At 66.5% G+C, this 17,098-nt stretch carries 14 protein-coding genes; 4 read left to right on the forward strand and 10 right to left on the reverse strand.

Features of this window, described 5'->3' with window-relative positions; genetic code table 11:
* Nucleotides 1-99: 99 nt before the first annotated feature.
* The 4 genes from ACVOJ1_RS18695 to ACVOJ1_RS18710 all read right to left on the reverse strand — a co-directional run bounded on the left by ACVOJ1_RS18695 (nucleotide 100) and on the right by ACVOJ1_RS18710 (nucleotide 6,875).
* Nucleotides 100-2,067, reverse strand: a complete 1,968-nt coding sequence (locus tag ACVOJ1_RS18695; protein ID WP_346480766.1) for a M2 family metallopeptidase — start codon at nucleotides 2,065-2,067, stop codon at nucleotides 100-102.
* Between the two features lie 594 nt (nucleotides 2,068-2,661).
* Nucleotides 2,662-4,311 (reverse strand): phosphoethanolamine transferase, encoded by a 1,650-nt coding sequence (locus tag ACVOJ1_RS18700; RefSeq protein ID WP_346480767.1) that lies wholly within the window; start codon nucleotides 4,309-4,311, stop codon nucleotides 2,662-2,664.
* Complete coding sequence (locus ACVOJ1_RS18705) at nucleotides 4,308-5,060, reverse strand: phosphatase PAP2 family protein (protein ID WP_197571912.1); 753 nt, start codon at nucleotides 5,058-5,060, stop codon at nucleotides 4,308-4,310. The genes ACVOJ1_RS18700 and ACVOJ1_RS18705 overlap by 4 nt, the downstream gene beginning before the upstream one ends.
* Nucleotides 5,061-5,171: 111 nt before the next feature.
* Nucleotides 5,172-6,875, reverse strand: coding sequence for an ArnT family glycosyltransferase (locus tag ACVOJ1_RS18710; RefSeq protein ID WP_065182656.1), 1,704 nt, complete (start codon nucleotides 6,873-6,875; stop codon nucleotides 5,172-5,174).
* Between the two features lie 131 nt (nucleotides 6,876-7,006).
* Between ACVOJ1_RS18710 and ACVOJ1_RS18715 the strand changes: the two genes are divergently transcribed.
* The gene (locus ACVOJ1_RS18715) at nucleotides 7,007-7,720 is read left to right on the forward strand and encodes a response regulator transcription factor (RefSeq protein ID WP_065174831.1); all 714 of its coding nucleotides are present in this window, start codon (nucleotides 7,007-7,009) and stop codon (nucleotides 7,718-7,720) included.
* Nucleotides 7,707-8,993 (forward strand): sensor histidine kinase, encoded by a 1,287-nt coding sequence (locus ACVOJ1_RS18720; RefSeq protein WP_065174832.1) that lies wholly within the window; start codon nucleotides 7,707-7,709, stop codon nucleotides 8,991-8,993. Before ACVOJ1_RS18715 ends, ACVOJ1_RS18720 begins: the two co-directional genes overlap by 14 nt.
* 14 nt (nucleotides 8,994-9,007) lie before the next feature.
* Here the strand turns inward: ACVOJ1_RS18720 and ACVOJ1_RS18725 are convergent, their stop codons facing one another.
* Nucleotides 9,008-9,394: a VOC family protein gene (locus ACVOJ1_RS18725; RefSeq protein WP_164151637.1), complete on the reverse strand. Its 387-nt coding sequence runs from the start codon at nucleotides 9,392-9,394 to the stop codon at nucleotides 9,008-9,010.
* A 131-nt stretch (nucleotides 9,395-9,525) separates the two neighbouring features.
* Between ACVOJ1_RS18725 and ACVOJ1_RS18730 the strand changes: the two genes are divergently transcribed.
* Nucleotides 9,526-10,776, forward strand: a complete 1,251-nt coding sequence (locus ACVOJ1_RS18730; RefSeq protein ID WP_346480768.1) for a DUF819 family protein — start codon at nucleotides 9,526-9,528, stop codon at nucleotides 10,774-10,776.
* Nucleotides 10,777-10,846: 70 nt separating this feature from the next.
* On the opposite strand, the gene ACVOJ1_RS18735 is transcribed toward ACVOJ1_RS18730, so the two are convergent.
* Both ACVOJ1_RS18735 and ACVOJ1_RS18740 read right to left on the reverse strand, forming a co-directional pair.
* The gene (locus ACVOJ1_RS18735; protein ID WP_053519004.1) at nucleotides 10,847-11,071 is read right to left on the reverse strand and encodes a YbdD/YjiX family protein; all 225 of its coding nucleotides are present in this window, start codon (nucleotides 11,069-11,071) and stop codon (nucleotides 10,847-10,849) included.
* Nucleotides 11,071-13,152: a carbon starvation CstA family protein gene (locus ACVOJ1_RS18740; protein ID WP_053519002.1), complete on the reverse strand. Its 2,082-nt coding sequence runs from the start codon at nucleotides 13,150-13,152 to the stop codon at nucleotides 11,071-11,073. Before ACVOJ1_RS18740 ends, ACVOJ1_RS18735 begins: the two co-directional genes overlap by 1 nt.
* A 269-nt stretch (nucleotides 13,153-13,421) precedes the next feature.
* Between ACVOJ1_RS18740 and ACVOJ1_RS18745 the strand changes: the two genes are divergently transcribed.
* Entirely contained in the window at nucleotides 13,422-14,273 is an 852-nt protein-coding gene (locus ACVOJ1_RS18745) for a pirin family protein (RefSeq protein ID WP_065174835.1), read from the forward strand.
* A gap of 194 nt (nucleotides 14,274-14,467) precedes the next feature.
* On the opposite strand, the gene ACVOJ1_RS18750 is transcribed toward ACVOJ1_RS18745, so the two are convergent.
* The 3 genes from ACVOJ1_RS18750 to ACVOJ1_RS18760 all read right to left on the reverse strand — a co-directional run bounded on the left by ACVOJ1_RS18750 (nucleotide 14,468) and on the right by ACVOJ1_RS18760 (nucleotide 16,828).
* Nucleotides 14,468-14,926, reverse strand: a complete 459-nt coding sequence (locus ACVOJ1_RS18750; RefSeq protein ID WP_053518999.1) for a hypothetical protein — start codon at nucleotides 14,924-14,926, stop codon at nucleotides 14,468-14,470.
* A 197-nt stretch (nucleotides 14,927-15,123) separates the two neighbouring features.
* Nucleotides 15,124-15,843: an aquaporin Z gene (gene aqpZ / locus ACVOJ1_RS18755; RefSeq protein ID WP_080375317.1), complete on the reverse strand. Its 720-nt coding sequence runs from the start codon at nucleotides 15,841-15,843 to the stop codon at nucleotides 15,124-15,126.
* Between the two features lie 121 nt (nucleotides 15,844-15,964).
* On the reverse strand, nucleotides 15,965-16,828 hold the full coding sequence (locus ACVOJ1_RS18760) for a pirin family protein (RefSeq protein ID WP_053518997.1): 864 nt from the start codon (nucleotides 16,826-16,828) through the stop codon (nucleotides 15,965-15,967).
* Between the last annotated feature and the right edge of the window lie 270 nt (nucleotides 16,829-17,098).

The raw sequence follows: 17,098 nt of genomic DNA on the forward strand, positions 1-17,098 counted from the left end.
CCCTGCCCGGGCGTTCGTTGGTGGCAAACCCCCCCCGGGGGGCCGCCCCCGCCGCTACCGGAACGAAAGGGGCGGATCCTCGCGGATCCGCCCCTTTTCTCATTTCGCCGCCGGGGCCGCAGCGCTGGCCTGCCAGCCGCACATCTGGCCTTCGTTCTGCTGCTTGAGCCACTCATTGACCGGGCTGAAGTACTCGATCATCGGGCCGGCATCCAGCTTGTCGGTGCCGGTCAGCTCCTTCAGCGTGGCCTGCCACGGCTGGCTGGCGCCCTTGCTGAGCATCGCCCAGTACTTCTGGCCGGCTTCCTTGTTGCCGTAGAAGGTGCACTCGTGCAGCGGGCCCTTGTAACCCGATGCATCGCACAGGCCCTTGTAGAACTGGAACTGCAGGATGCGGGCGAGGAAGTAGCGGGTGTACGGCGTATTGCCCGGCACGTGGTACTTCGCGCCCGGATCGAAGAACTCCTCGCCGCGGGTGCTGGCCGGGGCAACGCCCTGGTATTTGGCCTTCAGGTCCCACCATGCCTTGTTGTAGTTGTCGGCGGTGATCAATCCGTCAAACACGCCCCAGCGCCAGCGGTCGATCATCAGGCCGAAGGGCAGGAATGAAACGCCCGACAGCGCCATGCGCATCTGCGCGTTGATCACGGCCTCGCGGCTTTCCTGCGGTGCATCAACGAGACCGATCGAATTCAGGTACTTGGGCGTCATCGCCAGCACGATCGTGTCGCCGATTGCTTCGTGGAAGCCATCGTTGGCGCCGCCCTGGAACAGGGGCGGCAACGGGTTGTAGGCCAGGTCGTAGTAGATGTGGCCCAGCTCGTGATAGATGGTGGTGAAGTTCTCTTCGTTCGGCTTGATGCACATCTTGGTGCGCACATCGCCTTCCATGTTCATGTCCCAGGCGCTGGCGTGGCAGACCACGTCACGGTCGTCAGGCTTGATGAACTGGGTCTTGTCCCAGTACGACTGCGGCAGCGAGGGCATGCCCAGCGACACGTAGAAATCCTGTGCGCGCTCGGTCATCTGTTTCGCGGTACGCAGTTCGGCTTCGCGCTGTGCCCTGTACTGGCCCGCGACGCTGGCATCCCTGCCAGCCTTGGCCAGCGCAGCACTCAGGTTGGTCTGGTACTGCTTTTCCAGTGCGGCGGTGATGTCCAGGCTTCCGGCACCGGGATAGGGCTCCAGCTGGTCCCACAGGTTGGACCAGTCCTGCTGCCACATGTTGCCCAGCAGGTGCGCGGCGATCAGGCCATTGCCCACCTCGGCCTTGTCCTTGCCGTAGGTCTTGTCCAGCTTGCCGCGCGCGTAGCAGTGCAGCTGCTCGTACATCGGCTTGACCTGCTCCCACAGGCGGTCGGTTTCCGGCCCGATCTGCTCCGGCGGCATGTCATAGCCGCTGCGCCACATCTGCCCGGCATCGGTGAAGCCCATGCCCTTGGCACCTTCGTTCACCAGGCTGACGAACTTCTGGTAGTCGCCACGCATGTTCCGCGTGGTGCTGTGCCAGCCTTGCCAGGCATCAAGCTGCGCGTCGTAGTCGCGGCTGCGTGCCAGCACCTGTTCCAGTTCCCCCAGCTGGCGGCAGGAGGCCGGGTCGTTGGCATCGGTGCAGTACTTGCCGGCACCGTAGCTGCCCTCCATGCGGGTGGCGATCTGGGTCAGCTCGGCCAGCTTGGCCGGGTCGCGCGGTGCCGGCATCGAGGACATCAGCTTCAGCAGATGGATCGCACGCTTGCTGTCTGCGCTCATCGGCTGGCCCTCGAACTTCGCGGCCTGCTCGATCCAGCTGTTGAGCTGGGTCAGTGAACGCTCGTTGGCCTTGGCCGCGATGCGCTCCGAATCGCTGTTGATGTAGGTGGAAGACAGCCACTGCGCCGAGGTCATCTCCGGATAGGCAGCCTTGTATTCGGCATTGATGCGGGCAACGAACTGGTCGGCGGTCTCGCCGGCCGGTGCGCTGCTGCCGGCGCTCTCGGCGCCGGGGGACGCTTCCTTCTTGCAGGCAGCCAGGGCCAGCGTGGCGGCGGCGACAGCAGCGGCCAGCAGGAGATGACGGTGTTTCACGGGCGGTCCTTGGGTGGTGAACGACGGCCGAAGGCTAGTGGGCAGGCGCTGCCACCGCAAGTGGCGGAAGTCGGCCGGGCCGCGCCCGGCACCCGCAGAAGCCTTCCAGCAAGGGCAAAGGCCAAAGCAACAGCAACAGCGGGCTATCCGTGGGATGGCGGGGCGGTGTGGGCTTGCAGGACACGCCGTAAACCCATCCATGGGGGCTCGATGGCGCCATCCATGGCGCCAACGGTCCTGCAATCCCACACCGCCCCACCTCTGACAGATCGCGGCGGCTGTTGGTGGGTGTCGACCTTGGTCGGCACATCTGTCAGGTATCGACAATCAAATTGGGGTCAGATCCGTTTTCCGCAGGAAAACGGATCTGACCCCGGAATTTCACCTACCAACAGCGGAGTGAACCTGTCGAAGGCAGGGTACTGTGGGTTTGCGGGGTGTGAGCGCCATGGATGGCGCGACCAAGGCTACATGGACGTACTTGCGCCGTCCCCGCGAACCCACAGTGCCCCGCCATCCCACGGAATGCGCTTCGGCTTTTGACGTTGCCTCGGCTTCTGCGGGTGCAGGGCTGCAAGCCCTGCCGAACCCCCCTCAACTCTCGCAGCCGGCGAACACGTCGCGATCGCGCTCGTACAGCGCCGTCTTCACCTGCATCAGGCCCAGCACCGACGGGAACAGGTTGTCGTGGTCGGTATACGCTGCCGAACGCTTGCGCACGCATTGCAGGTCCAGCCCGCGACTGCTGGCGAAGCCCGGCGAGAACCACATCGTCATCGGTACGCGGGTCTGCTCGGCCGGGGCGATCGCATAGGGCACGCCGTGCAGGTACAGGCCCTTCTCACCCAGCGATTCGCCATGGTCGGACAGGTAGATCATCGCTGTGTCGTAGTCCTGCATGCCCTGCAGCGTGCCGATGGTCTTGCTCAGGAAATGATCGGTGTACAGCACGGCATTGTCATAGCTGTTGGTGATCTCTTCGCGTGAGCAACGGCCGATGTCACGGGTGTCGCAGGTTGGCTTGAAGCGGGCAAAGGCGGCCGGATAGCGCTCGAAGTACGCCGGGCCATGGTTGCCCAGCTGGTGCAGCACGACCACGCGGTCGCCGGGCCTGGCACGCACCTGGGTGGCCAGGTCCTGCAGCAGGATCTCGTCCATGCAGCGGCCGTCGGCGCACAGGCCCGGGGTGGTCGCATCGGACAGCGACTGGAAGTCCAGTCCTTCGCACACGCCTTTGCAGCCGGACTGGTTGTCACGCCACAGCGGTGCGATGCCGGCACGGTTCAGTACGTGCAGCAGCGACTGGTGCGCGCGGATCTTCTTCTCGTCGTAGTCGTGGCGTCCCCATGGCGAGAACAGGCAGGGCAGCGAAACTTCGGTGCTGGTGCCGCAGGAGTGCATGTCGGGGAAGTTGATCACCGGTGCCTGGGCCAGTTCCGGCGTGGTATTGCGGCCGCCGTTGAGGCCCCAGTTCTGTGCACGCACGGTCTCACCCATCACGATTACCAGCAGGCGCGGTTTGCTCGCCGGAGCGCGTGGGGTGGCCTTGGCGTCGGTGCCGATCGGCAGTTTCGGCGCGCGCTGCACCGGGTTGTCGCCGCGCAGTGCACGTGGAAGACCCAGCAGCACGTTGGCCGGGGTGGCGAGGTAACGCACTTCACGCTGGTTGCGCATCAGCGCGGAGACGTCCTGGAACGAGATCAGTGCACCGCCAACAGCGGTCACCGCAGCCACTGCCAGGAAGCCCAGGCGCCACAGCAGGCTGCGCCCCCAGCTGCGCCGCTGCAGCTGCACCCGCCACACCAGCACCATCGGCAGTGCCGCCAGCAGCAGTACCGGCCACAGCAGCGAGACCGTCATCAGTTCGCGGCTTTCCTTCGGATCGGTCGCCAGCACGTTGCGCAGCATGTCCGCGTCCAGATAGATGTGGTAACGGCTCATGTAGTGGGCGGCGAAGGCCGTTACCAGCAGCAGCGCGCTGATCACCACCTTGGCGTTCCAGCGCCAGACCAGCAGGCCCAGCAGCAGGCCATGCGTGCCGAGCAGCAACAGCAGCAGCGACACCGCGTAGCGCAGGCTCTCCGGGTGGCTGGCCATCGCGCTGCGCCAGAACAGGCCGTTGCCGGCCAGGGCGAAGAACAGGCTGGTCAGCGCGATCAACGCCTCGGTGGACAGCTGTGGCCGCCAGCTGCGCAGTCCGGCCAGCGATGGCACACGGAACGAGCGTTGAACCGAAGCATTCATGCGTTCGCCTCCAGGCGGTTGGTGCGGTCCAGGTGATGGCGGACCAGAACGTACAGCCCCAGTGACAGCAGCCAGCACAGCAGGGCTGTGGCAAGGTCATGCGACAGAAAATGTGCACCCCGCAGCTGCTGGCTGATGCCGAACAGCAGCCCGCTGCCCAGGCCCAGTGCCAGGCCGGTCCAGCGCCAGGCAGGACGCCACAGCAGGGCGAAAAAGTACAGGCTCAGCCAGGCATAGCCGGCACTGGCATGGCCGGCGGGAAAGCACGCGGTCATCGGCATGTCGGCCGGACGATGGCTGAAAAGCCCGATATAAGGCTGGTGGCCGCCGTAGCGCAGCAGATCCCACGGGCAGTCCATCGGCACCAGCGACTTCAGCAGAGACACGCCGCCGGTTCCCAGCGCCAGGGCAATTACGACATAAAGCAGCGCCCATCGCAGGGTGCGATCACGTCCGTGGCGCCAGTGGTGAAAGCTCAGCAGTATCACCACCAGCGCTGCGGCGGTGCTGAACCACTTGCCGCCCCGGTGCACCAGCGAGCGGGTGAACCACGCGTCCTGCAGTGCCCAGCGGCCGCCCTCCAACCGGAACAGGTGGTCAGCCAGCCATTGATCGGCTCCCCCCTCCATGAACACGGCGAACAGGGGCAGCACGATGAGCAGTGGAAGCCACAGGTGGGTCACGGCGAACCGCGATGCCAGCGTGGAGTAGGCCGAAGCAACCCCGGAGACGGGAGGACGGACGGACATGCAGGAAAACACCGTGACGATGAACCGGCGCCATGCTCGTCAGGTTGATGTCGGAGAAGGGTCGGACCTGCGTTCGGGCCGGGTTAACCGCCGGCCCGCGTGGGGGATGATTCAGTCTTCTTCTTCGTTGGCGCCGGCCCGCTCGGCGTGGCAGCCGGCATCCCAGGCAGTGCCGGGCACCAGCTGCCAGCGGTTGCGGTTGGCGACGCCGATGTCGATCACCTGGGCGGCATCCACGCAGGGACTCATGGCCTTGTCGAGCACCAGCAGCCAGCGCCGGTCGGGTGCTTCGGCCAGCCAGGGGCCGGCGTCGTGCCACTGTTCAGGCCAGGGCCGCTTGAAGCCGAACTCGCGCACGGCGCGGTCGGCCTGCAGCAGGTTCTGCTCGCGCCAGGCCACCAGTGCAAGTTCGGCATCGGGGCCGATCCTCGCGCCGACCCGGCGCATCAGCGCCGACGACGAGGCGTAGGGGTCGAGCGCCGGAATCAGCACCAGGCCGTACAGCATCCACAGCAGGCCGTGGGTGAGCAGTACCAGGGTGGCGGCGCGCCGCACGCGCAACCACACGGCCAGGGTAGCCACGGCGATCGCGAACGTCAGCAGGCCGTCGCCCAGCACCGGCAGCAGGGTGTCGGGCATCGCACGCCGCTGCAGCTGCGCCTGCGCCCAGTGACTTTCGGTGAGCAGCATCACGCCCAGCACGGCGGTTGCCAGCATCAGCACCAGGCTGTAACCGAACAGATACCGGCGCACGCACAGCCGGCGCAGCAGGCCGGGCAGCAGGGGCGCGGCGGCAAGGGCCACGGCAGGCAGCATCGGCAGCAGGTAGACCTCGCGCTTGCCGGGGCTGGCGCTGAAGAACACCAGCACCAGCAGCGCCCACCCCAGCAGCAGCCACTGCCGGCGGTCGCCACGGCGCAGGCGCCGCCACCACGGGCGGGCCAGCACCGGCAGCAACAGGGCACCCGGCAGCCACAGTGTCAGGATCACCTGCAGGTAGTACCAGACCGGCTGCCGGTGGTGCCAGGCGTTGGCATAGCGGGTGCCGGTCTGCTTGAACAGCAGTTCATGCGCATAGGACTGCAGCGAGGCACTGGGTTCGTGCAGCAGGGCCCAGCCCAGCGGGGCCAGCCAGACGGCCACGCCGAGCAGGAATGCAGGGATCAGCCACAGCAGGGTCGCCGGGTGCGGACCCTCGATGCGACGGCCGCGGCGATGCTGGTACAGCCACCAGCCGAACCAGGGCAGCACCATCAGCAGCGGCAGGAAACCTACGCCTTTGGTCACCGTGCCCAGGCCGGCGGCAAAGCCGGCCAGCCACAGCGCCGGCACGTTGCGTCGCTCGCACAGATGCCGCAGCAGGCCCCACAGGGCCAGCGTGGTCATCCCGACCAGCACCATGTCGATCTGCGCACGCTTGGCCATCAGGCCGAACTGCAGGGTGCAGAACAGGGCGCCGATGGCATAGAGGGAATGGCGCGGCGACCACAGTCGGCGTGCCAGATCCGACACCAACCACAGACTGAGCAGGGCCCCCAGCAGCGAAGGCAGCAGGAACGACCACTGCCAGCTGCCTACCACTTCGTAGGCCGCCGCCTGCAGCCACATGAACACCGGCGGCTTCTCCGCATACAGCTCGCTGCCACGATGCGGCAGCAGCCATTCCCCGCTTTCCACCATGGTCCTGGCGGCCAGTACGAAGCGGGGTTCGTCCGGTGGCTGCGGCTGGCGCATGCCGATGCCGGCAGCCAGTGCCGCGATGATCAACAGCCAGAGCAGGGGCAGGCGCCAACGGCGGGGCAGGGCTACGGGCACGGCAGGCTCCGGGAGCAAAACGGCCATTTTGAGGCGGCGGGGGTGGGAAAAGCGTCGGAGTATCGCCGGGGCGACCTCATTCCGACATGCGTGGCGCTACCATGGTACGAACTTCCGTGGAACTTTCATGCATGCGCCTGTTGGTGATCGAGGACAACCGGCAGCTGGTGGCCAATCTGTTCGACTACTTCGAGTCGCGCGGTCATGTGCTGGATGTGGCTCCCGATGGCATCACCGGCCTGCATCTGGCGGGCAGCCATCCCTATGACGCGGTGATCCTGGACTGGATGCTGCCCCGGATGGAAGGGCCGGAAGTGCTGCGCCGCCTGCGTGCCGAGCATGGCTCGGAGGTGCCGGTGATCATGCTGACCGCACGCGACGAACTGCCGGACAAGATTGCCGGCTTCCGTGCCGGCGCTGATGACTACCTGACCAAGCCGTTCGCGTTGCCGGAGCTGGAAGTGCGGCTGGAGGCCCTGCTGCTGCGGGCACAGGGACGCAACCCCCGCAAGCGGCTGCAGGTGGGTGATCTGGTGCTGGACCTGGCGACCCTGGAGGCGCAGCGCGCCGGACAGGTCCTGCATCTGTATCCGGCCTGCCGCAAGCTGCTGGAAGTGCTGATGCGCGCCAGCCCCGGCGCGGTCACCCGCCAGCAGCTCGAATTCGCCCTGTGGGGCGACGAGCCACCGGACGGCGACCTGCTGCGCTCGCATGTCTACGAACTGCGCCGCAGCGTGGATGGACCGTTCGTGGACAAGCTGATCCACACGCTGCCGCGGGTCGGCTACCGGTTGGCCCTGCCCACCGCCGCCGAGGCCGGCAGGAATGACGATGAAGGTGCGTAGACCCGGCCCGCTGTACCGCCGCGTGCTGTGGTGGCTGCTGGGCTACCTGGCACTGCTTTCGCTGGCGGTGTTCAGCGTGGGCAACTATGTGCACGAGCACGCCGAACACGCCGCCTGGCGCGCGCTGCTCAACTCCGAACTGGACAGCATCGTCGAGCATGTCGAGCACGAGCCACACTATCGATGGCAGGACTCGGACACGCTCAGCCTGTACCGTTTCGACGCGGTGAACCTGCCTGACAGCCTGCGCACCCTGCATCCCGGCCTGCATGACGGGGTGATGGTGAAGGACCGCGAAACGGCGGTCATGGTGCGTGATACGGACTCGATGGGGCGCGTTGCGCTGGTGCTGGACATCTCCGACTTCCACGACCTTGAGCAGTTCGCCACGCGGTGGGTGATGCTGGCCGGGGTGATCATGATCTTCGTCACCGTGCTGATGGCGTCCTTCGGCATGGAGCGCATGGTGCGTCCGCTCAGCCTGCTGGCGCAGCGCATCGGCGCGTTGCGGCCGGGCGCGCAGGGCCAGCGCATCGATGTCGACCCGCGTGGCAGTTCCGAGCTGCACACCATCGCCGATGCGTTGAATGACTACCTCGAACGCAACGAGCAGTTCGTGGAACGCGAGCGGGTGTTCATCAGCACTGCCAGCCATGAGCTGCGCACCCCGATTGCGGTGATGACCGGCGCCGCCGAGCTGGCCCTGGAGCAGCCGGGCCTGCCGGACCGTGCCCGGCAGCAGATCCAGCGCGTGCTGCGCACCGCGCAGGGCGTGGAGCAGCTGATCGAACTGCTGCTGGTGCTTGCGCGCGATCCGGCGCGGCTGGCGGCGCGTGCCGAGCGCATCGCACTGGACCAGCTGCTGCCGGACATCGTCGAGCATCATCGCCATCTGCTGGGCGACAAGGACCTGAGCATCGGTATCCAGGCCGCGCCGGTGGACATCGTTGCCCCGCTGGCTGTGGTGCAGGCGGCGATCGGCAACCTGTTGCGCAACGCGATCGAGAACAGCGGCCGCGGTCACATCGAGCTGCGCCTGAGCGCTTCGGCGGTGCTGACCCTGCAGGACCCGGGGCATGGCATGAGCCCGGAGGAGATCGCTGCGATCCACGCACGCATGGCCCGGGGAGAGCGTGTCGATCGTGGCGGGATCGGCCTGGACCTGATCGCGCGCCTGTGCGAGCACCTTGGCTGGACCCTGCAGCTGCAGCCCTGCGAGCCGCGCGGGACGCAGGCCACGCTGGATTTCGGTGCTTCGCGCCCAGGCGGATGATCGCAGTCGCGGGGTCAGGCCTTCGGCCGCGGCACATGCTGGTCGACCAGGATCACGTTGCCGTCCGGATCCATCAGTTGCAGGAAGGCGGGGCCTTCACTGTCGGGATCGGCCCGGACCTGCAGCGCGATACCCTGCGCATCCAGCGCTGCCTGCAGTTCGCGGACGTCCTGGAAACGCGGCAGTTCCTGCTTGTGCTGGTCCCAGCCCGGGTTGAAGGTCAGCAGGTTGCCTTCAAACATGCCCTGGAACAGGCCGATGACGACACCGTTGTTGCGCAGTACCAGCCAGTTCTGCGTCGCATCGCCGCCGGTGACCGAGAAGCCCAGCGCCTCATAGAACGCGCGCGAGGCGGCCAGGTCCTTGACCGAAAGGCTGACCGAGAAGGCACCCAGTTGCATGGACACGCTCCGTTTCGGGAAAGGCGAGGCCGGCACTGCAGCATGACCCGCCGTGAAGAGGGTGTTAATCTCGACCCGCGCCGCCTTATGCGGCGCTTTTTTTTCCGCTCTTTCGATCGACAGAGGATCCCATGCCGACCGAACCCGCTACTGCCCTGATCAACAACGACATCGTTGGCCTGGGCCTGATTGCCGCCACCCTGGCCCTGATCTTCTGGGCCGCCAGTGGTCCCACCCCGCTGCTGAAGAAGATCTTCGCCTGGGTGCCGGCCCTGCTGCTGTGTTACTTCATCCCGGCCATCTACAACACCGCCGGTGTCATCGATGGCCACAACACGTCGCTGTACAACCCGGTCGCACGCGATGTGCTGCTGCCTGCCGCGCTGGTCCTGCTGACCCTGTCGATCGACCTCAAAGGGGTCATCAAGCTCGGCCCGAAGCTGCTGCTCGTGTTCTGTGCCGGTACCGCCGGCATCATGCTGGGAGCCATCGTCTCGTTCCAGGTGATGAAGCTGATCCACCCGGAAACCGTGGCCGGTGACACCTGGGCTGGCATGGCGGCGCTGGCCGGCAGCTGGATCGGCGGTGGCGCCAACATGGTCGCCATGCGCGAGATCTTCGGTACCGATGCCACGACCTTCGGGCAGTTCGCCGTGGTCGATGTGGCCTGCGCCAGCCTGTGGATGGCGATCCTGCTGTTCCTGGCCAACCGCGCGCAGCAGATCGACACGCGCAACGGTGCCGACACCCGTGCCATCGACGAGATGAAGGCGCGCATCAGCGCCTATGAAGCGCAGAACGCACGTATTCCCAGCATGACCGACCTGATGGTGATCGTCGGCGTTGCCCTGGGCGGTGTCGGCCTGGCGCACGCGATCGCCGCGCCGCTGTCGGGCTGGTTCAAGGCCAACGTGAGCTGGGCCAGCCAGTTCAGCCTGGACAGCCAGTTCGTCTGGGTGATCCTGCTGTCCACCGCGATGGGCCTGGGCCTGAGCTTCACCCGTGCACGTCGTCTGGAAGCGGCGGGTGCCTCGCGCCTGGGCACGGTGTTCCTGTACTTCCTGATCGCCTGCATCGGCATGCAGATGAACCTGCTGTCGCTGCTGGATCGGCCGTGGCTGTTCCTGCTCGGCGCGATCTGGATGGCGACCCACGTGCTGGTGCTGTGGGCCGTGGCCAAGCTGGTCCGTGCACCGCTGTTCTTCTTCGCCATCGGTTCGCAGGGCAACATCGGTGCGGCGGCATCGGCGCCGGTGGTGGCTGCGGCCTTCCATCCGACACTGGCACCGGTCGGCGTGCTGCTCGGTACGGTGGGCTATGCCACCGGCACCGGGCTGGCCTATGTCACCGGCCTGATCCTGAAGTGGATGGCCAACGGCTGAGCGCCGGTCGCGCTCTGCGGTTCTCTGGAACGGGCGCCGGGCTTCATGCCCGGCGCCCGCGTCATGCCTTTCAGCAGCAGCGTCCGCCGTTGCGTCCGCCGTACCGCGCTTCCTGACGTTCGCGGAAGAACGTCTTGTAGTCCATCGGCTCCTGGTCCGGATGCTTCTCCAGCATGTGCCGGACGTAGTTGTCGTAATCAGGAATGCCACAGCACAGGCGTGCCGTCTGCACCAGGCGTCGCCACACGCGGCGGTGCGCCTGGTACTGGCCTACGGGAACCAGTTGCGTGCTCATTACAGATCCACCATTTCATGTGGCTTCAGCGCCACGTACGGGGTCTCGCGGTCGCTGCGCTGCGGATTGCGGCGTGCGGCCAGGATCGTGCGGATCGAATAGGTCAGCACCGCACCCACCACCAGCAGGAACAGCGCGGTCAGGCCGGTGTTGACGTAGGCATTGACCACGATCTGCTGCATCTGCGCCACCGACTTGGCCGGTGCGGTGATGGTGTCGCTGGCGATGGCGGCCTGGAACTTGTGCGCCTGCGCCAGGAAGCCCTGTGCCGGGTTGCTGTCGAAGATCTTGATGAAGCCGGCATAGGTGGTGCAGATCAGCAGCCAGGTGGCCGGTACTGCGGTCACCCAGGCATAGCGGTCACGCTTCATCTTGAACAGCACCACCGTCCCCAGCATCAGCGCGATACCGGCCAGCATCTGGTTGGAGATGCCGAACAGCGGCCACAGGGTCTGGATGCCGCCGAACGGATCGACCACGCCGGTGTAGAGCAAGTAGCCCCACAGCGCCACGCAGCCGGCCGTGCCGATGATGTTGGCCGTCCACGACTCGGTCTTCTTCAGCGCCGGAATGAAGTTGCCCAGCAGATCCTGCAGCATGAAGCGGCCTGCGCGGGTGCCCGCATCCACGGCGGTCAGGATGAACAACGCTTCGAACAGGATGGCGAAGTGGTACCAGAACGCCATCATCGCGTCGCTGCCGCTGGGAATGGCTTCATGCAGGATCATTGCGATGCCCACCGCCAGCGTCGGCGCACCACCGGCGCGGTGCAGGATCGTCGGCTCGCCGATCGCGGCGGCCGTGGCGGTCAGCTGTTCCGGCGTGATGGTGAAGCCCCAGGTGTTGGTGATGTAGTGCGCGGCAGACGCCGCATCGGCACCGATCACCGCCGCCGGGCTGTTCATCGCGAAGTAGATGCCCGGATCGATGATCGACGCAGCCACCAGCGCCATCACCGCCACGAACGATTCCATCAGCATGCCGCCATAGCCGATGTAGCGCATGTGCGATTCATTGGCCAGCAGCTTCGGCGTGGTGCCCGAGGAAATCAGCGCGTGGAAACCGGATACCGCGCCGCAGGCAATGGTGATGAACAGGAACGGGAACATGCCGCCCTTCCACACCGGGCCATCGCCACTGGCGGCGAACTGGGTCAGTGCGGGCATTTTCAGCTCGGGCATCACGATCAGGATGCCGATGGCCAGAGCGACGATGGTGCCGATCTTGAGGAAGGTCGACAGGTAGTCGCGCGGTGCCAGCAACAGCCACACGGGCAGCACCGAAGCGACGAAGCCGTAGCCGATCAGCATCCAGGTGATCTGCGTGCCGGTGAAGGTGAAGGCCGGGCCCCACACCGGATCTGCAGCAACCTTGCCGCCGTACCAGATCGCGGCCAGCAGCAGCACCAGGCCCACCACCGAGATCTCGCCGATCTTGCCCGGTCGGATGTAGCGCATGTAGATGCCCATCAGGATCGCGATGGGCATCGTGGCTATCACCGTGAACATGCCCCACGGGCTTTCCGCCAGCGCCTTGACCACCACCATCGCCAGCACCGCCAGGATGATGATCATGATCAGGAACGCGCCGAACAGCGCGATGGTGCCGGGCACCTGTCCCATTTCCTCGCGGACCAGATCGCCCAGTGAGCGGCCGTTGCGCCGGCTGGACAGGAACAGGACCATGAAGTCCTGTACCGCACCGGCCAGCACCACGCCCACCACCAGCCACAGCAGTCCGGGCAGGTAGCCCATCTGCGCCGCGAGCACCGGGCCCACCAGTGGACCGGCGCCGGCGATGGCCGCGAAGTGGTGGCCGAACAGCACGTGCTTGTTGGTCGGCACGTAGTCCAGGCCATCGTTGTTGATCACCGCCGGCGTAGCCCGGGTCGGATCCACCTGCATCACCTTGTTGGCAATGAACAGGCTGTAGAAGCGATAGGCGATCAGGTAGATCGAAACAGCGGCGACGACGATCCACAGCGCGTTGATGTGTTCGCCGCGGCGCAAGGCCACGGTGCCCAGACAGAACGCGCCGAGCAGGGCGAGTGCCGCCCAACCCAGTTTGGCAAACCCTTTCATGAGGTGCTCTCTCCCGGAAAGACATTCAAAGAGTCCCGCGTGCCCTTTACAGGGTCAATGCGTGCGGGGCCCATCGGCGGTAGTACTTTGGTCGTACGAAGGTGGTGACCGCGTGTGCGGCATGGGCTGCGGGCAGACATCCGTGTCGCGGAACCGCCGGCATGACGCCCGGCGAACACCAGGGATGGAACAATCGGTTGCGGCGTCATCCATTGGCGGACGGCGCCGCGGCGTCCATCTTCAGTGGCATCCATCCAACAGGAGTCGCCATGAGCCTTCCCGAACCGGTCCGCGTCCTGCGCACCATCCGTGGCATGCCCACGTCCGACGGCGCCGGCGTGCGCCTGACCCGTGTCATCGGCGGCCCGACGCTGCCGGATCTGGATCCGTTCCTGCTGCTGGATGAATTCGGTACGGACCGCGCCGAAGACTACATCGCCGGTTTCCCGGAGCATCCGCACCGCGGTTTCGAGACGGTCACCTACATGCTGGACGGACGCATGCGCCACCGCGACAACCACGGTAACGAGGGCCTGCTGACCCCGGGCAGCGTGCAGTGGATGACTGCAGGCCGGGGCCTGGTGCATTCGGAGATGCCGGAACAGGAAAGCGGGCAGATGCGCGGTTTCCAGCTGTGGGTGAACCTGCCCGCGCGCGAGAAGATGACGGACCCGAAGTACCAGGAGTTCGCGCCGGAACGCATCCCGGTGGTGCAGCCGGAGCCGGGTGTGGAGGTGAAGGTGATCGCCGGTACTGTCGATGGCACCACCGGCCCGATCGTGCAGCCGGCCACCGATCCGTTGTATCTGGACGTCCGCCTCGAGGCCGATCGTGCCTGGACCTACACGCTTCCGGAAGGCCACAACGCGTTTGCCTATGTCTTCGAGGGCGCAATCACGGTCGGCGAGCAGGATGCCGCACGTGATGTGGCGCGCCAGGAACTGGCGGTGCTCGGTGGCGGTGAACAGCTGCACGTTTCGGCTGGCAGCGAAGGGGGGCGGCTGATTCTGGTGGCCGGCCGGCCACTGCGGGAGCCAGTGATGCGGCATGGCCCGTTCGTGATGAACACGCGCCAGGAACTGATGCAGGCCTTCGTCGATTTTCAGGAAGGCAGGTTCTGAGGGCCGACGCCGCCCCCCAGGAGGAAGCCGGTAGCGCCGGGCCATGCCCGGCGGAAGAGGTCGGTAGCGCCGGGCCATGCCCGGCGGCTCTCCGGCACAGCACGCGCAACGCACATCCATCAGGCCATGCCCGGCGTTGCCGCCAACGCGTCGGATCCGGCGGGGATGCTGCCAGGCAGTCATCCCCGTCACCGTCAACGTCCGGCGGCCACGGCTGAAGGCGTCAGGCTCATGCCCTGCGCCAGCTGCTGCAGCGACCCCAGTTCCTGCGTGCTGCCCGGGTACAGGGCAATCTGCGCATAGCGGCCCTTGTCCAGCTTGATCACGCTGATGCGTCGTTCGGCGTATCCCGGCGGCTGCTGTCCACCCAGATCGGGCTGGTACCAGTACAGTGACTCGCCGGCGAAACTGCCTTTTTCCTGGCGCAGCGAGCGGCTGAGCGGAATCGCCGGATCGCGTGCGCTCAGCATCAGGCTCAGTACTTCCCGTCCATCCTCGGTGCTGGCGCGGCAGAGCAGGAAGTCCGACTGCACCTGCTGCTGCCATTTCAGGCCGCTGCTCGCCGGCAGCGAAGGACATTCGGCGGGTGCCTGCGCGGCGGCCTGGGCCGCAGCAAACAACAGGCTCGACAGGACAACAGGCGCGAACTTCATGCATCCCCCAAGGTGGCGTGTCGTGTGACGCCGCCATGCTGCTGGCGGCCGTGGCATCCCATCCCCGGATGCCATCCCCGCCCGGCATGTGCACGGGCGGTCAAACAGACCTTAACGGAACGTGAGTGCCCGCACAAATTGCGGTTACAACCGTAACCATTGCGGCCGATTGTCGGCCGCAATGGTCCGGGCAGCACTCAACGGTCGTTACCGACCCACTTGTAGATGATGCCGCCGATCATGCCGCCCAGCAGGGGGGCGACCCAGAACAGCCAGAGCTGGCCGACCGCGCCGCTGCCGGCGAAGAACGCCACCGCGGTGGACCGAGCCGGGTTCACCGACGTGTTGGTGACCGGGATGCTGATCAGATGGATCAGGGTCAATGCCAGACCGATCGCCAGCGGAGCGAACCCTGCCGGTGCCTTGCCATGGGTGGCGCCCATGATCACGACCAGAAATACCGCAGTCAGCACCACTTCGCACAGGAAGGCGGCCGCCACGCTGTACCCGCCGGGCGACAGCGCACCGTAGCCGTTGCTGGCGAAGGCCCCGGCCTGGCTGCCGTCGATGGCGAAGCCGCTGGCGCCGGAAGCGATCTGCAGCAGGATGAAGCCGGCCAGCAGGCCGCCCGCGACCTGGGCGATGATGTACGGCACCAGGTCGCGGGCCGGAAAGCGGCCGCCGGCCCACAGGCCCACGCTGACTGCCGGATTGAAGTGCGCGCCGGACACGTGACCGAACGCGTAGGCGCCGGTGACCACGGTCAAGCCGAACGCGAGTGCCACGCCCAGGAAGCCGATGCCCAGCGGATTGCCGTCGCCGCCGAACTTGGCAGCCAGTACCGCACTGCCACAGCCACCCAGAACCAGCCAGAAAGTGCCGAGGAACTCGGCGGCCAAGCGTTTACCCATGCTCATGAACTGCACTCCTTTGATGAACTAAAATGTGAAACAGGTCACATTTCAGTGACCGGCGAGTGACGATAGCGTCAAAGGCCGGTGCAGGGATACACCTCAGGGTGTGTGCAGCGCGCGATGCTCAGTACTGCGGCAGCGGGATGAACTCCTTGTCGTCGCCGGGAATGCTGCCGAACCGGCCGGCTTCCCAGTCCTGTTTCGCCTGTTCGATGCGCTCCTTGGAGCTGGAAACGAAGTTCCACCACAGGTGACGCGGGCCATCCAGCGGTTCGCCGCCGAACAGCATGGCCTTGAGCGGGGTCTTCGCGCGCAGCCGGCCGCGCGCGCCGGCCTCGGGAATCACCAGGTGCTGCGCCGGGATGTCCACGCCATCCAGCTGCGCCTGGCCTTCGAGGATGTACAGCGCCCGCTCGCGGTGGCCGTCATCGATGTCGATCTCCGCGTCGGGATCGAGGTCGATGGCTACATTGAGCGTGTCGGCGAAGACCTTCACCGGCGACTCCTCGCCATAGGCGCGGCCTGCGATCACGCGCAGCCAGGCACCGTTGCGGCGCTGCTCCGGGAGGGTCGCGGCGGCGTGGTGATAGAACGCCGGCTCCACTTCCTCGTGCGACTTCGGCAATGCCACCCAGGTCTGCATCCCGTGGATCGGATGGTCGTGACCGCGCTCCGGCGGGGGCGTGCGTTCGGAGTGCGCGATGCCGCGGCCGGCGGTCATCCAGTTGACGTCGCCGGGACGGATCACCTGGTCCGAGCCGAGCGTGTCGCGGTGGCCGATGGCGCCGGACCAGAGGAAGGTGACGGTGGCCAGGCCGATATGCGGATGGGGACGCACGTCGATGCCGGTACCTGCGGTAAGGACGGCCGGGCCCATCTGGTCGACGAATACGAACGAACCGATGCTGCGGGCCTGCAGGGTGGGGACGGCGCGGCGGACTTCCAGGCCGCCGATGTCGTGTACGCGCGGGGCGATGATGGTGGTCATGCGGGCGTCTCGCTGGCAGGGATCAAGAGTGCCAGCATGGCATGCGGCCGTGACGGGCACATGCCCCATGCGGGTAACAGGGTGTTCCAGCCAACGGCGCAGCCCCTCGTGGCTGGGTTGCTGGATGCGGGTCAGGATGCGAGTCAGTGTTTGGGCCGGGGGGGGGGGGGGGGGGGGGGGGGCCCGGGGGGGGGGGCGGCCCGCCCCCCACGCGGGGGGAGGGGGGCCCCCCCCCCCCCCCCCCCCCCCCCCCCCCCCCCCAAGCCCCCG

This window comes from Stenotrophomonas sp. STEN225 (assembly GCF_056756445.1).